This window comes from Streptomyces sp. L2 (genome assembly GCF_004124325.1).
Lineage (GTDB): Bacteria > Actinomycetota > Actinomycetes > Streptomycetales > Streptomycetaceae > Streptomyces.
This window is the reverse complement of the sequence record NZ_QBDT01000001.1, coordinates 6482652-6496304: the sequence shown is the minus strand read 5'-3', so window position 1 is coordinate 6496304 and position 13653 is coordinate 6482652. Positions and strand designations below refer to the sequence as shown.

The 13653-nt window shown below is 71.9% G+C and carries 13 protein-coding genes; 3 read left to right on the top strand and 10 right to left on the bottom strand.

The features are described 5' to 3' along the window. Window positions 1-14: 14 nt before the first annotated feature. Window positions 15-215, top strand: a complete 201-nt coding sequence (locus DBP14_RS29115; RefSeq protein ID WP_129310111.1) for a DUF1918 domain-containing protein — start codon at window positions 15-17, stop codon at window positions 213-215. On the opposite strand, the gene DBP14_RS29110 is transcribed toward DBP14_RS29115, so the two are convergent. After that, window positions 216-1457 (bottom strand): family 10 glycosylhydrolase, encoded by a 1242-nt coding sequence (locus DBP14_RS29110; RefSeq protein ID WP_206739375.1) that lies wholly within the window; start codon window positions 1455-1457, stop codon window positions 216-218. A 170-nt stretch (window positions 1458-1627) separates the two neighbouring features. On the opposite strand from DBP14_RS29110, the gene DBP14_RS29105 reads away from it, so the two are divergent. Then, window positions 1628-2503 carry a 3-hydroxybutyryl-CoA dehydrogenase gene (locus tag DBP14_RS29105; protein ID WP_129310107.1) on the top strand — a complete coding sequence of 292 codons (876 nt, stop codon included), beginning with the start codon at window positions 1628-1630 and terminating at the stop codon, window positions 2501-2503. A 71-nt stretch (window positions 2504-2574) separates the two neighbouring features. Here the strand turns inward: DBP14_RS29105 and DBP14_RS29100 are convergent, their stop codons facing one another. The 9 genes from DBP14_RS29100 to infC form a co-directional block, all read right to left on the bottom strand. Next, window positions 2575-3114, bottom strand: a complete 540-nt coding sequence (locus tag DBP14_RS29100) for an NUDIX hydrolase (RefSeq protein ID WP_129310106.1) — start codon at window positions 3112-3114, stop codon at window positions 2575-2577. Between the two features lie 65 nt (window positions 3115-3179). Further along, window positions 3180-4520 carry a transcriptional regulator gene (locus tag DBP14_RS29095; protein ID WP_129310104.1) on the bottom strand — a complete coding sequence of 447 codons (1341 nt, stop codon included), beginning with the start codon at window positions 4518-4520 and terminating at the stop codon, window positions 3180-3182. 489 nt (window positions 4521-5009) lie between these two features. Further along, window positions 5010-7541: a phenylalanine--tRNA ligase subunit beta gene (pheT, locus tag DBP14_RS29090; RefSeq protein ID WP_129310102.1), complete on the bottom strand. Its 2532-nt coding sequence runs from the start codon at window positions 7539-7541 to the stop codon at window positions 5010-5012. After that, window positions 7541-8665, bottom strand: a complete 1125-nt coding sequence (gene pheS / locus DBP14_RS29085; protein WP_129310100.1) for a phenylalanine--tRNA ligase subunit alpha — start codon at window positions 8663-8665, stop codon at window positions 7541-7543. The genes pheT and pheS overlap by 1 nt, the downstream gene beginning before the upstream one ends. A gap of 181 nt (window positions 8666-8846) precedes the next feature. Next, complete coding sequence (locus DBP14_RS29080; protein WP_129310098.1) at window positions 8847-9995, bottom strand: ATP-binding protein; 1149 nt, start codon at window positions 9993-9995, stop codon at window positions 8847-8849. 47 nt (window positions 9996-10042) lie between these two features. Continuing rightward, the gene (locus tag DBP14_RS29075) at window positions 10043-10900 is read right to left on the bottom strand and encodes an RNA methyltransferase (RefSeq protein WP_129310097.1); all 858 of its coding nucleotides are present in this window, start codon (window positions 10898-10900) and stop codon (window positions 10043-10045) included. A 517-nt stretch (window positions 10901-11417) separates the two neighbouring features. After that, window positions 11418-11801, bottom strand: coding sequence for a 50S ribosomal protein L20 (gene rplT, locus DBP14_RS29070; RefSeq protein WP_016642495.1), 384 nt, complete (start codon window positions 11799-11801; stop codon window positions 11418-11420). Between the two features lie 101 nt (window positions 11802-11902). Beyond that, the gene (rpmI, locus tag DBP14_RS29065) at window positions 11903-12097 is read right to left on the bottom strand and encodes a 50S ribosomal protein L35 (protein ID WP_004933563.1); all 195 of its coding nucleotides are present in this window, start codon (window positions 12095-12097) and stop codon (window positions 11903-11905) included. Between the two features lie 111 nt (window positions 12098-12208). Further along, window positions 12209-12853 (bottom strand): translation initiation factor IF-3, encoded by a 645-nt coding sequence (gene infC, locus DBP14_RS29060; protein ID WP_129310095.1) that lies wholly within the window; start codon window positions 12851-12853, stop codon window positions 12209-12211. A gap of 432 nt (window positions 12854-13285) precedes the next feature. Here infC and DBP14_RS29050 point away from each other — a divergent pair, with 432 nt between their 5' ends. Then, a complete protein-coding gene (locus tag DBP14_RS29050; RefSeq protein WP_129310093.1) occupies window positions 13286-13642 on the top strand; it encodes a DUF1844 domain-containing protein in 357 nt (118 codons plus the stop codon). Window positions 13643-13653: the final 11 nt, after the last annotated feature.

Below are 13653 nucleotides of genomic sequence, written 5' to 3'. Positions count from 1 at the left end.
GTGAGGAGGGTCTGATGCGCGCAACCGTGGGCGACCATCTCGTCCAGCACGGCAGGGTGGTCGGACAGCACGACCAGGTCTCGGAGGTCGTCGAAGTGATGGGCTCGGAGGGCAACCCGCCCTACCGCGTCCGCTTCTCCGACGGCCATGAGGCGATCATGTCCCCCGGCGCCGACTGCGAGGTCCGGCACCAGGAGACACAACGGCGGATGTGATCAGCGCGGTGGTCCCGCCGGCTGCCCGTAGTGGTCGGCGACCACCCGCGCCATCGCCCCGATGGGATCCTTCGCCACCTCCGTCGCGGCGAAGAAGACGTGCCCGCGCACCTGGGGGTACGCGGCGGCGAACGTGAGGTGCCGGGACAGCTCGGCCGGGTCCTGCCAGGCCGGGGGCTGTCCGGCGGCGCCCGCCTTGTACAGCGCCTCGCCGATGTAGAGCCGCGTCCCCGTGCCCCGGGCGACGTCCGCCCACCAGTCCACGAGCTTGGTGTAGTCGGCGGCGGCGAAGCCGATGTTCCAGTACACCTGCGGGGCGATGTAGTCGATCCAGCGCTCGCGCACCCATCTGCGGGTGTCCGCGTGCAGGTCGTCGTACGTCTGCACGCCCGCCCGGGTGTCGGAGCCGAGCGGGTCGGTGCTCGCGTTGCGCCACACTCCGAAGGGGCTGATCCCGAACCGGGTGCGGGGCCGGATCAGCTTGACGCCGGCCGCGATCTCGCGGACCAGCCGGTCGATGTTGTCGCGCCGCCAGGCGGCCCGGTCGGGGAAGCCGCCGCCGTAGGCGGCGTACGCGTCGTCGTCGTCGAAGGTCTGGCCCGCGACCGGGTACGGGTAGAAGTAGTCGTCGAAGTGGACGGCGTCCACCGGGTACGTGACGACCGCGTCCAGGATGGCGCCCCGCACGAACGCGCGGACCTCGGGCAGCCCCGGGTTGTAGTAGAGCTTCCCGCCGTACGGCACCACCCACTCCGGGTGCCGGCGCGCGGGGTGCCAGGGGGCGAGCCGGGTGAGGTCGGTGTGGTTGGCGATCCGGTACGGATTGAACCAGGCGTGCAGTTCGAGCCCCCGCGCGTGGGCCTCCCGCACGGCCGTGCCCAGCGGGTCCCAGCCCGGGTCCTCGCCCTGGGTCCCGGTCAGGTACTCCGACCACGGCTCGAACGGCGAGGGCCACAGCGCGTCCGCGGTGGGCCGCACCTGGAAGACCACGGTGTTCAGCCGGTCACGGACCGCCCGGTCGAGGTGGCCGATCAGCTCGGCCCGCTGCTCGTCCGCCGTCAGCCCCGGCCGGGAGGGCCAGTCCCGGTTGGACACCGTGGCGACCCACACACCGCGCATCTCGCTCCGGGCCCGCGGCCACCGGGGTGCGGCCGCCGCGCTCGGTGCCGTCGCCACCGTGGACGCCGTCACCACCGTGGACAGCGCGGCCAAGGTGAACGCGCGCCGTGACATCCGCCCCATCTGCACACCCCCATACACTCCGGATCCGCTCCGTCACGAATCGTCGTGCGCATCAGCATGCCCCCACCCGCCCGATCGATCATCGATACTTCGCGGTAACGTGCACGGTCGGAGCAGGCGCCGAGACCCGGACGTCCTGACACAGCCGACAGATCAGCGAAGGGGACGATGTGACGGACATCCCAGCGGGAGACATCGCTCGCGTCGGAGTCGTGGGCTGCGGCCAGATGGGCGCCGGCATCGCCGAGGTGTGCGCACGCGCCGGCCTGGACGTGAAGGTCGCCGAGACCACCGGCGAGGCCCTGGAGATCGGCCGCACCCGGCTGTTCAACTCCCTGGCCAAGGCCGCCGAACGCGGCAAGATCAGCGAGGCCGAGCGGGACTCCACCCAGGCCCGGCTGAGCTTCACCACCGACCTCGGCGAGTTCGCCGACCGCGATCTGGTGATCGAGGCCGTCGTGGAGAACGAGCAGGTCAAGACCGAGATCTTCCAGGTGCTCGACCAGGTGGTGACCCGGGCCGACGCGATCCTGGCCTCCAACACCTCCTCGATCCCGCTGGTGAAGCTGGCCGTGGCCACCTCGCGGCCCGACCACGTGGTCGGCATCCACTTCTTCAACCCGGCCCCCGTGCAGAAGCTCGTCGAGCTGGTCCCCGCGCTCACCACCTCCGAGGGCACGCTGAGCCGGGCCCAGCTGTTCGCCGAGAAGATCCTCGGCAAGCACACCATCCGGGCCCAGGACCGCTCCGGGTTCATCGTGAACGCGCTGCTCGTGCCCTACCTGCTGTCCGCGATCCGCATGTTCGAGTCGGGCATCGCCGGCCGGGAGGACATCGACAACGGCATGGAGCTGGGCTGCGCCCACCCGATGGGCCCGCTGCGGCTGTCGGACCTGATCGGCCTGGACACCATCGTCTCCATCGCCAACTCGATGTACGCCGAGTACAAGGAGCCGCTGTACGCCGCTCCCCCGCTGCTCCAGCGCATGGTCGAGGCGGGCCGGCTGGGCCGCAAGACGGGCTCCGGCTTCTACACCTACCGCTGATCCCACGGCCGGACGGGCCCGGCGCCGCGTGCGGTGCCGGGCCCGTCCCCCGTTTTGCGAACCCGCTCCGGTCAGCGGCCGTCGGTGAGCCGCAGGTGGTGGAGCAGGAGTAAGGCGGCCGCCATGTTGGCGGCGGGGACCTCCCCCCGGGCTATCAGATCGGGTACGACCTTGAGCGGGACCCATTCCCGGCGGTCCGACTCGAAGTCGTCCACCGGGTGGCCCCGGTACTCGCCCTCCTCGGACCAGAAGACGTGGTGCCGGGCGTCGGTGAGGCCGTTGGACGGCTCCACGGTCATGAGGTGGTGCAGGGGCCCCGGCCGCCAGCCGGTCTCCTCCTCCAGTTCCCTGGCGGCCGCGCCCGCGACGTCCTCGCCGTCCTCCACGACCCCCGCGGCCAGCTCCCAGCCCCAGCTGTCGGTGATGAAGCGGTGCCGCCACAGGAGCAGCACCTCGTTGGCCTCGTTGACGACGGTCGCCACGGCGACGGGCCGCAGCCGGATCAGGAAGTGGTCGAGGTGTCTGCCGTTCGGCAGCTCGACATCCGCCAGGTTGACGCTGAACCAGCGGTTTTCATACACAGTTCGTTCGCTCTGTTTCGTCCACTGCACGGTTCTGCCACCTTCCGCTGAGTAAGGGGCAATATCGCAGCAGCGGCGGCGCACCTACAGGGCGTCTACAGGGGCACCCGCAGCGCCCCGTCGATGAGTTCGGCGGCCTCGGCGGTCCCGGCGGAGCCGTTGCGCACCAAGTGTTCGCGTACCGCGCGCAGCCGGTCGCGCAGGCGCTGGGACTCCATACCGCGCGCCTGCTCGGCCATCCGCACGGCGGTGGCCACCGCCCGGTCGGCGTTCCCCTGGCGCAGTTCGATCGTGCTGAGCATGGCGAGCCGGTGCACCCGGCCGCGGTCGTGCGCCGGGTTGTCCACGGCGGCCGCCGCGTGCTCTCCCGCGGCGGCGAGTTCACCGAGGCTCAGCAGCGCCTCCGCCACCTGGACGTTGACCAGGCCCGGCTGGACGTAGCCGGTCTCGTCCGGCTCGTAGCCGCGCCGGATGCGCTCGGCGGCGGTCTCCGCGCGGCGGATGCAGGACAGGGCGCCGCTGCCGTCGCCGATGTGGGCGTACGCCTTGGCCTGCATCGCGTACAGGTCGGAGGCGAGCGCCGGCGTGATGTGCTTTCCGGCGGCGCGCAGCGCGGCCTCCGCGAAGGCGACGGCCTGCCGGTACTCCCGCATGAACAGGGCCTGGTTGACCAGCAGCGCGATCACGTACGCGCCGAGTCCCCGGTCGCCGCTGGCCTTCGCCAGCCGCAGGGCCTGGTGGAAGTAGCGCTGGGCGAGGCCGTGCGCGTCGGAGTCGTACGCGCAGATCCCGGCGATCGCCACCAACCCGCCCGTGGCGCGGTGCAGTTGGCGGCCGGTGGCGTCGGTGTAGCTGCCGCGCAGCAGGGGGGCCGCCTCGGCGTTGAGGAAGCCGACGATCCGGGCGCGGGTCGCGATGCCGCCGGCCTTCCGGTACATCTGCTCGTAGTGGGTGCGGGCGGCGCGCAGCATCTCCAGGTCGGCCGGGGTGACGCGGTGCCGGCCGCCCCGGGAGACGTCCACGTCCTCCGGCGGGTTCTCCCACTCCCACACCGGCATCACGGCGGGTGTGCCGGTGACCGCGGGGGCGCCGAGGACATGGGGACGCTGCTGCTCGTCGGAGCGCCACAGGGCGGTGGCCCGCTCGACGAACCCGGAGAGGGAGCCGGCGTGCGGGCCGCTGGGTTCGCCGGGGACGCCCAGGCCGATGTCGTCGAGGGTGACGGGGCGGTGCAGGCGGGCCGCGAGCACCTCGCAGATCAGGTCGGGCACCTGGCCGCGGGGGCGCTGGCCCTTCAACCACCGGGCCACCGCGGTGTGTTCGTACCTCAGCGCGAGTCCGCGGGCGCGTCCGGCCTGGTTGACGTGGGCGGCGAGGCCGGCGTGCGAGATGCCGGCCTCGTCCAGGATCGCGTCGAGCAGAGTGTTGGGCTGCATTCAGGCCCCCCGAGTGCGTGGTGCGCGTCAGCGTAGTGGCCGCGCTTTCACACGGGGTGTGAACGGAGTGCGCCTATCCGCAGCGTACGCGCGCTGTCGCTGAGCGTGCGGACTCGCTTCACTGGATTGCCCCGGCCAAGCCACCGGCTCCCCCTCATGAACGGCGGCTTGGCCGGGGGTGCGGTGCCGAGTACCGGTGCGCTGTCGAGTGCGGGTGCGCTGTGGCTTGTCGCGCAGTTCCCCGCGCCCCTAAGGAAGTCGGCCCCGGCCAAGTCGCAAAGCTGAACCGCAACTCCTTGAGGCACTGCGGGCCTGACCGCCCCCCAGGGGCGCGGGGCTGTATCGATTTGCGGCTCCGCCGCGCGGGCGCGACCGGCCACGACGCACCCGCAGCCGGCATCGCGCAGAACCACCCCCAAGGGGCGCGGGGAACTGCGCGACCGGCCACGGCGTACCCGCAGCCGGCATCGCGCAGAACTCCTGCGGCGGTTAGCCTCGGAGGACGGCGCCGGTCCGCTCACCGGCGAGGGCGACCGCCGCGTCACGCGCAGCCGACGCCTCGTCGACCGTCAGCGTCCGGTCCCCCGCGCGGAAGCGCAACGCGTAGGCGAGCGACTTCCGCCCCTCCCCCAACTGCTCCGCGTTCTCGTAGACGTCGAACAGCCGGATGGACTCCAGCAGCGCGCCCGCCCCCTCGCGGAGCGCCGCCTCGACGTCCGCGTGCGGGACGAACTGGTCGACGACCAGCGCGACATCCTGCGTGGCGACGGGGAACGTCGAGATGTGCGGCCCCTTCACCAGACCGGCGCTCGCCCGCTCCACGACGTCCAGGTCCAGCTCCATCGCACTGGTACGCGCGGGCAGACCCAGCGTCTTCAGCACACCGGGGTGCAGCTCACCGGCGTGGCCGACGACCCGCTCGGTGCCGTCCACGACGACGACCAGCTCGGCGCAGCGGCCCGGGTGCCACGGCCCGTACTGGCCCTTGCGGACGACCAGTTCGGTGCCGGCCTCCCGCGCGACGATCCGCGCCGCCTCGACCGCGTCGGCCCAGTCGGCCGGACGGCCCTTGCCCCACCAGCCGGCCTGCTCGCGGGCGCCCGCGAGGACGACGGCGGCGTGCCGGGGCTGGACGGGCAGCGCCTGGGTGAGGGAGGCGATCTCCTCGTCGGTGGGGCGCCGGTCCACGGGGAGGCGGACGGCCGCCGTCAGCTCCTCGCGGGGGTGGAAGACGAGGCCCGTCTCGAACAGGGCCAGGTCGTGCGAGCCGCGTCCGTCGTTGCGGCGCAGCGCGCCGAGCAGGCCCGGCAGCAGCGTCGTACGGAGGGCGGGCTCCTCGTCGGAGAGCGGGTTGACGAGCTTGACGACGCGGCGCGCCGGGTCGTCGGCCGCGAGGGTGAGCTGGTCGAAGGCCTGCTCGCCGAGGAACGGGTAGTTCAGCGCCTCGACGTACCCGGCGCCGGCCAGCGCGCGGCCGACCCGGCGGTGCAGCCGCTGCCGGTCGGTCAGGCCCAGGCCCGCCGGGGGCTTGGGCAGTGTGGAGGGCAGGTTCTCGTAGCCCTCCAGCCGGATGACCTCCTCGGCGAGGTCGTTCGGGTCGGTGAGGTCGGGCCGCCAGCTCGGCACGGTGACCGTCAGCTCGTCCTGCCCGAGGACGTCGCAACCGACCTCCTGCAGGCGGCGTACGACGGTCTCGCGACCGTACGTCACACCGGCGACCCGGTCCGGGTGGTCGGCCGGGATGGTGATGGTGCGCGGCGCGGCGGGCGCGACGACCTCGGTGACGCCCGCGTCGGCGGTGCCGCCGGCGAGGAGCACGAGCAGGTCGACGGTCCGCTGGGCGGCCGCGGCGGCAGCCTGCGGGTCGACGCCGCGCTCGAAGCGGCGGGAGGCCTCGGAGGCCAGCTTGTGCCGGCGGGCGGTGCGGGCGATGGAGATCGCGTCGAAGTGCGCGGCCTCCACGACGACCTCGGTGGTGGTGCCCTCGGTGTCGTCGATCTCGGTGTTGGCGCCGCCCATGACGCCGGCGAGGCCGATGGCGCCGCGGTCGTCGGTGATGACGAGGTCCTCGGCGTCGAGGGTGCGGGTCACGCCGTCGAGCGTGGTGAGCTTCTCGCCGGCCTCGGCGCGGCGCACGCCGATGGTGCCCTGGACGCGCGAGCGGTCGTACGCGTGCAGGGGCTGGCCCAGCTCCAGCATCACGTAGTTGGTGACGTCGACCGCGAGGGAGATCGGGCGCATGCCGGCCTTCTGCAGGCGGCGCTGGAGCCAGATCGGGGAGCGGGCCTCCGGGTCGAGACCGGAGACGGTGCGGGCGGTGAAGCGGTCGCAGCCGTGCGGGTCGGAGACCTGGACGGGGTAGCCGTAGGCGTTCGGCGCCGGGACGTCGAGGAGGGCCGGGTCGCGCAGCGGCAGGCCGTAGGCGATGGCGGTCTCACGGGCGACACCGCGCAGCGACAGGCAGTAGCCCCGGTCGGGCGTGACGGCGATGTCGAGGACCTCGTCCACGAGCTGGAGCAGCTCGATCGCGTCGGTGCCCACCTCGTGCTCCGGCGGCAGCACGATGATGCCGTGCGTGCCTCCCCCAGACTCCGTCCGGGGGGACCCCCAGTCGCCCATGCCCAGCTCGTCGGTGGAGCAGATCATGCCGTGGGAGGTCTTGCCGTACGTCTTGCGGGCGGCGATCGCGAAGCCGCCGGGCAGCACGGCGCCCGGGAGGACCACGACGACCTTGTCGCCGACGGCGAAGTTCCGGGCGCCGCAGACGATCTCCTGCGGCTCCCCGGTGCCGTTGGCCCGGCCGACGTCGACGGTGCAGAAGCGGATCGGCTTCTTGAAGCCCTCCAGCTCCTCGATGGTGAGCACCTGGCCGACGACGAGCGGCCCCTTGAGGTCGGCGCCGAGCTGCTCGACGGTCTCGACCTCGAGGCCGACCGAGACGAGCTTCTCCTGGACGTCGCGCCCGGTCTGAGTCGCCGGCAGGTCGACGTACTCCCGCAGCCAAGAAAGCGGGACCCGCATCAGATCTCCATCCCGAACGGCCGGGTGAACCGGACGTCACCCTCGACCATGTCTCGCATGTCTTCGACGTTGTGGCGGAACATCAGCATCCGTTCGATGCCGAACCCGAAGGCGAACCCGCTGTACTTCTCGGGGTCGACGCCGCAGGCGACCAGCACCCGCGGGTTGACCATGCCGCAGCCGCCCAGCTCGATCCAGCCCTCGCTGGAGCAGGTGCGGCAGGGCCGGTCTGGGTTGCCGACGGAGGCGCCCTTGCACACGTAGCAGAGCATGTCCATCTCGGCGCTCGGCTCGGTGAAGGGGAAGTAGTTGGGGCGCAGCCGGGTCTTCATCTCCGGGCCGAAGAGCGACTGGACCATGTGGTCCAGGGTGCCCTTGAGGTCGGCCATGGTCAGGCCCTCGTCGACGGCCAGCAGCTCGATCTGGTGGAAGACCGGGGTGTGCGTGGCGTCCAGCTCGTCCGTGCGGTACACGCGGCCGGGGCAGACGACGTAGACCGGCAGCTCGCGGTCGAGCAGCGTGCGAGCCTGCACGGGCGAGGTGTGGGTGCGCAGGATGACACCGGAGTCGCCGTTCTCGCCCTTCGGGCCGTCGACGAAGAAGGTGTCCTGCATCTGCCGGGCCGGGTGGTCCGGGGTGAAGTTCAGGGCGTCGAAGTTGAACCACTCCGCCTCGACCTCGGGGCCCTCGGCGATCTCGTACCCCATGGACACGAAGACGTCCGCGACCCGCTCCATCATCGTGGTGAGCGGGTGCCGGGCGCCGGCCGGTACGCGGTCGTACGGCAGGGTGACGTCAACGGCCTCCTCGACCAGCACGCGGGCGTCGCGCTCGGCCTCCAGTTCGGCCTGGCGGCCGGCGAGGGCCTTGTTGACGGCGCCGCGGGCCATGCCGACGCGCTTGCCGGCGTCGGCCTTGGCGTGCGGGGGCAGGGCGCCGATCTCGCGGTTGGCGAGGGCCAGCGGCGAGGCGGGGCCCGTGTGGGCGACCTTGGCCTCGTGGAGCGCGTCGAGGGAGTCCGCGGCGGCGAAGGCGGCGAGCGCCTCGTCCCGCATGCGCTCGATCTCTTCCGGTTTCAAGGTCTCGACCTCGACAGGGTCGTACGACTTATTGGGTGCCGACATCTCTTCCCGTGCTTCCGATTGCTGGCGGATGGTCCCGTACCGGCTCCGACACTGCCTGCGGCCGTGTGAAGGACACAAAGGTGCCAAAGGCCGAGTCTAACGGGGTGCGGACAGGCGATTGCGCCCGTGGCCGTCAGGCCCACCCGTCACCCGCCCCCGCCCTATTCGACGCTACGCACCCCTAGAATTCAAACGCCGGAGCCGCCACGGGCAGCGTAAATCGGAACTCGGCGCCGCCGGCGGGGGCGCGGCCGACCGTGATCGTGCCGCCGTGGGCCTCGACGATGCCCTTGACGATGTACAGCCCGAGGCCGGTGCCGCCGCGCTTGCTGCCCCGCCAGAAGCGGGTGAAGACGCGGTTCATGGACTCCTCCGGGATGCCGGGCCCCTCGTCGCTCACCGTGACCGACGTGCCGGTGTCCTCGCCCTCGCGGGGGGACGCCGTGGCCGTGACGTCAATGGTGACGGTTCCCTCACCGTGGCGCACCGCATTTTCCAGCAGGTTGCTCAGCACCTGGTCGACCTTGTCGGGGTCGGCCCACAGGTCGGGCAGCGGCTGCTCGACGCGGAGCAGGAACCGGTCGGCGCGCTGCCCGGCGGCGACGTACGCCTGGATGTGCCGGCCGACGGCGGCGCCGATGTCGACGGGCTGCCGGCGCACCTCCAGGCGCCCGCTGTCGATGCGGGAGATGTCGAGCAGTTCGGCGATGAGCCGGGTGACACGGTCGGCGTCGGCGTCGACGGTCTCCAGCATCAGCCGCTTCTGGTCGTCGGTGAACCGCTCCCACTTGGCCAGCAGCGTGGCGGTGAAGCCCTTGACGGAGGTCAGCGGGGAGCGCAGCTCGTGGGCGACGGTGGCGATCAGCTCGGCGTGGCTGCGCTCGGTACGGCGCCGGGCCTCGGTGTCGCGGAGGGTGACGACGACGCGGTGGACGGGGCCGAGGGGCTCGGCGCGCACGTAGCGGGCGGAGACGAGAACCTCGTGTCCGCCCGGCAGCAGCAGGTTCCGCTCCGGTTGCCGTACCCGGATGGCCAGTCCGCCGTAGGGGTCCGTCAGCTGCCACCAGCGGCGGCCCTCCAGATCCTCCAGGGGCAGGGCCTTCTCCAGGCTCTCGCCGAGGGCGTCGGGGGCGCGCAGGCCGGTGATGCGGGCGGCGGCGGCGTTGAAGCAGACGACGCGGCCGTCCTGGTCGGCGACGACGAGGCCGTCGGGCAGCTCGTCGGGGTCGATGCCGTGGTCCGCTCTCCGGTCCGCGAGGTCGCCGTGCCGGGGCGCGGGCGTGCGCGCGTCCCGCCCGGCCGCCGCGGTGCTCGTGCGGACCACACTCATCCCCGTACCCCACCTCTCAGCCGGCGCAGGGCCCCGAACTGGTCACCTTACTGGCTCTGGGTGACGGAGCGGCACCCTCCGGAGGCGCGCTGGGCCCGGGCCGACGCATACAGACATACGGCGGCGGCGGTGGCGAGGTTCAGGCTCTCGGCGCTTCCGTGGATGGGGACGCGCACGACGGCGTCGGCGAGGGCGCGGGTCTCCTCGGGCAGGCCCCAGGCCTCGTTGCCGAAGACCCAGGCGGTCGGGCCGCCCATGGTGCCCTCGTCCAGCTCGGCGTCGAGGTCGCGGTCCCCCGCACCGTCGGCGGCGAGGACGCGCACGCCGGCCGCCGTCAGCGACTCGATGGCCTGCTCCACGGGCACGCCGACGGCGACCGGCAGGTGGAACAGGGAGCCGACGGAGGCGCGTACGGCCTTGGGGTTGTACAGGTCTACGGAGGCGTCGGTGAGGACGACGGCCTCGGCGCCGGCGGCGTCGGCGCAGCGCAGCACGGTGCCGGCGTTGCCGGGGTCGCGGACGTGGGCGAGGACGGCGACGAGTTTCGGCCGGGCGGCGAGGATGTCCGCGAACGGGGTGTCCAGGAAGCGGCACACGCCGACGAGGCCCTGGGGGGTGACGGTGGTGGAGATGTCGGCGATGACCTCGTCGGAGGCGAGGTGGACGCGGGCGCCGGCGTCTCGGGCGGCGCCGATGATGTCGGCGTAGCGCTCCGCGGCCTCGACGGTGGTGAACAGCTCGGTGAGGGTCGCCTGTCCGGCGGCGCGGTGGGCGGCCGCCTCCCGTACGGCCTGCGGGCCCTCGGCGAGGAACAGCCGGTCCTTGCCCCGGAAGTTCCGCTTCCCGAGGCGCCGGGCGGCGGCGACACGGGCGGACCGGGGGGAGATCAGCTCGGGGGTGGACATCCTCTGGGTCACTTTCCTCGTACGGGGGGCTCTGCGGCTCGGACGGGGTCTCACTCACCGGCGCCGCCGCCGGCCCGCCGCCCGCCGCAGTCACCCGGGGGGCGATTTCACTTGTCCGCGCTGGCGGGGCACCGCTGCGTTCACCCGTGCCGCCCTGGGGGTCCCCCCAGGCCTTAAGGCACTGGGGGAGGCACGCATGCCCGCAGCTGGGACGAGACGGCTGGGTGCGCGCTGCTCCGGCGGCTGCGTAGCCGACAGGGCTGAGACGTGCCCCGTAAGGGGCGCGGGGAACTGCGCGACCAGCCACGACGCGCGCCCGCAGGCGAATCCGGGCGGCCGGGGCAGCGCCCTGAAGGGGCGCGGGGAACTGCGCGAGAAGCCACAACGCGCCCGCAGGCGGAAACGGCAGCCACGACGCGCCCCGGCCGGACGGCGACAGCGGGGCCGGTAACGGCGGGACCCGCAAGCTGAACAGCCTGCGGGTCCCGGTACTACGACGGCTGAGGCCGACGCAGCGTCACGCCGCCTTGGGCGCGTTGACGTCCGACGGCAGCGCCTTCTGCGCGACCTCGACGAGCGCGGCGAACGCGTTCGCGTCGTTGACGGCCAGCTCCGCCAGAATCTTGCGGTCGACCTCGATGTTCGCGGCCTTCAGACCCTGGATGAAGCGGTTGTACGTGATGCCGTTGGCGCGGGCAGCGGCGTTGATGCGCTGGATCCACAGCTGACGGAAGTCGCCCTTGCGCTTCTTGCGGTCGTTGTAGTTGTAGACCAGCGAGTGGGTGACCTGCTCCTTGGCCTTGCGGTACAGGCGCGAACGCTGACCGCGGTAGCCGGAGGCCTGCTCCAGGATCGCCCGGCGCTTCTTGTGGGCGTTGACTGCCCGCTTGACGCGTGCCACTTGTTAACTCCTTGTAGCGGGGCCGCGGTGGAACTCACGCGGCCCGGAAACGATTGGGTCCCGGTCCAGACGCGCGGCGCTCGTGAAGAAGCGCCGGTACGTCACTTGCCGAGAAGCTTCTTGATCTTCGCGGCGTCGCCCGGGGCCATCTCGGCGTTGCCGGTGAGGCGACGCGTCACACGGGACGACTTGTGCTCAAGCAGGTGGCGCTTGCCGGCGCGCTCACGGAGCACCTTGCCGGAGCCGGTGACCTTGAAGCGCTTGCTGGCACCGCTGTGCGACTTGTTCTTCGGCATAGCGCCGTACTCTCCTCGTCGGTGGCGCTCCGGTGCCCGGTCGCGAAAACCGGGCACGGTGGAGCGTCGTTCTCTACTGTGGGTCGATCCTGGGACTCGCGTCCCGGTGGATCACGCCTCGGCGGGCTCCTCGGCAGGCGCCTCGGCCTCGGCCTCCGCGGGGTTCTGCGAGCGACCGGGGTTGGCCTTCGCATCCGCCTTGCGGGCTTCCTGCGCCTGGCGAGCCTCGGCCATCGCCTCGGTCTTCTTCTTGTGCGGACCGAGAACCATGATCATGTTCCGGCCGTCCTGCTTCGGGTTCGACTCGACGAAACCGAGGTCCTGGACGTCCTCCGCGAGACGCTGCAGCAGTCGGTAGCCCAGCTCGGGGCGGGACTGCTCGCGACCACGGAACATGATCGTGATCTTGACCTTGTCGCCCTGCTTGAGGAACCGGACGACGTGACCCTTCTTGGTGTCGTAGTCGTGCGGGTCGATCTTCGGCCGGAGCTTCATCTCCTTGATGACCGTGTGCGCCTGGTTCTTGCGCGCCTCACGGGCCTTCATGGCCGACTCGTACTTGAACTTCCCGTAGTCCATGAGCTTGCACACGGGCGGACGGGCGTTCGCCGCGACCTCGACCAGGTCCAGGTCGTACTCCTGCGCAAGCTCCAGGGCCTTGGCAAGCGGAACAATCCCGACCTGCTCGCCGCTGGGACCGACAAGTCGCACCTCGGGAACGCGAATCCGGTCGTTGATGCGGGGCTCGGCGCTGATGGATCCTCCTCGGTTAGCACCACACGGCGGTCTGGCGGACAGCCGCTTACGTCTCTTCTCGGTGACCTAACCGCGCCGGAGCAGAAAAAATGCCCCGGACGATCACAGGCGGGGCTCCAAGCACTACCGGAGCACCGCCGCGATGAATCGCGGGGCGCGCTTTCGGACGACTCCATCGTCCGTACGGAACGATGGTGGCCGTCTGACCGGGTGACCCGCCGCCCCGGAGGGTGGTCGGGTGGGAGATCGGAGCCTCCACTTGTGGGCCGAGCACGCGGACGTGTCCAGCCGGTCGTGTACCAGGCTAGCAGGATCGTTTGACAAGGGCTAATCGAGACGTGGGAAGCGCTGATCGGGGCGCGGGAAGCGCTGATCGGGGCGCGGCCAGGGCTCGACGAGGCCGGGGCGGACGGACCGCCTATCGTGTGGGGCATGAGTGACACCCCTCCTGAGACCCCCGACTTCGACGCGATGACCCGGGACATCGCCGAGGTCCCCGCCGTCGAGGTGATCGTGACGGTCGCCGTCAACCTGATGAGCGCCGCCGCCGTGAAGCTCGGGCTGAGCGAGGAGGGCGAGAAGTACAAGGACCTGGACGAGGCCCGCAAGCTGATCACCGGTCTCGCCGGCCTGCTGGACGCGAGCGCGACCGAGATCAGCTCCTTCCACGCGGCTCCGCTGCGCGACGGCCTGAAGTCGCTGCAGCTGGCGTTCCGCGAGGCCTCCCTGGTCCCGGACGAGCCGGGCCAGGGTCCGGGCGAGAAGTACACCGGCCCGGTCTACGGCTGAGCCGCCGCCCG

Excerpts from the sequence above, each read along its gene's own strand:
- DBP14_RS29075 (WP_129310097.1), bottom strand. The coding sequence starts at position 10,900 with ATGTCCACCCCCGAGCTGATCTCCCCCCGGTCCGCCCGTGTCGCCGCC.
- pheT (WP_129310102.1), bottom strand. The coding sequence starts at position 7,541 with ATGCGGGTCCCGCTTTCTTGGCTGCGGGAGTACGTCGACCTGCCGGCG.
- pheS (WP_129310100.1), bottom strand. The coding sequence starts at position 8,665 with ATGTCGGCACCCAATAAGTCGTACGACCCTGTCGAGGTCGAGACCTTG.
- DBP14_RS29080 (WP_129310098.1), bottom strand. The coding sequence starts at position 9,995 with ATGAGTGTGGTCCGCACGAGCACCGCGGCGGCCGGGCGGGACGCGCGC.
- DBP14_RS29095 (WP_129310104.1), bottom strand. The coding sequence starts at position 4,520 with ATGCAGCCCAACACTCTGCTCGACGCGATCCTGGACGAGGCCGGCATC.
- DBP14_RS29115 (WP_129310111.1), top strand. The coding sequence starts at position 15 with ATGCGCGCAACCGTGGGCGACCATCTCGTCCAGCACGGCAGGGTGGTC.
- rpmI (WP_004933563.1), bottom strand. The coding sequence starts at position 12,097 with ATGCCGAAGAACAAGTCGCACAGCGGTGCCAGCAAGCGCTTCAAGGTC.
- DBP14_RS29050 (WP_129310093.1), top strand. The coding sequence starts at position 13,286 with ATGAGTGACACCCCTCCTGAGACCCCCGACTTCGACGCGATGACCCGG.
- DBP14_RS29110 (WP_206739375.1), bottom strand. The coding sequence starts at position 1,457 with ATGGGGCGGATGTCACGGCGCGCGTTCACCTTGGCCGCGCTGTCCACG.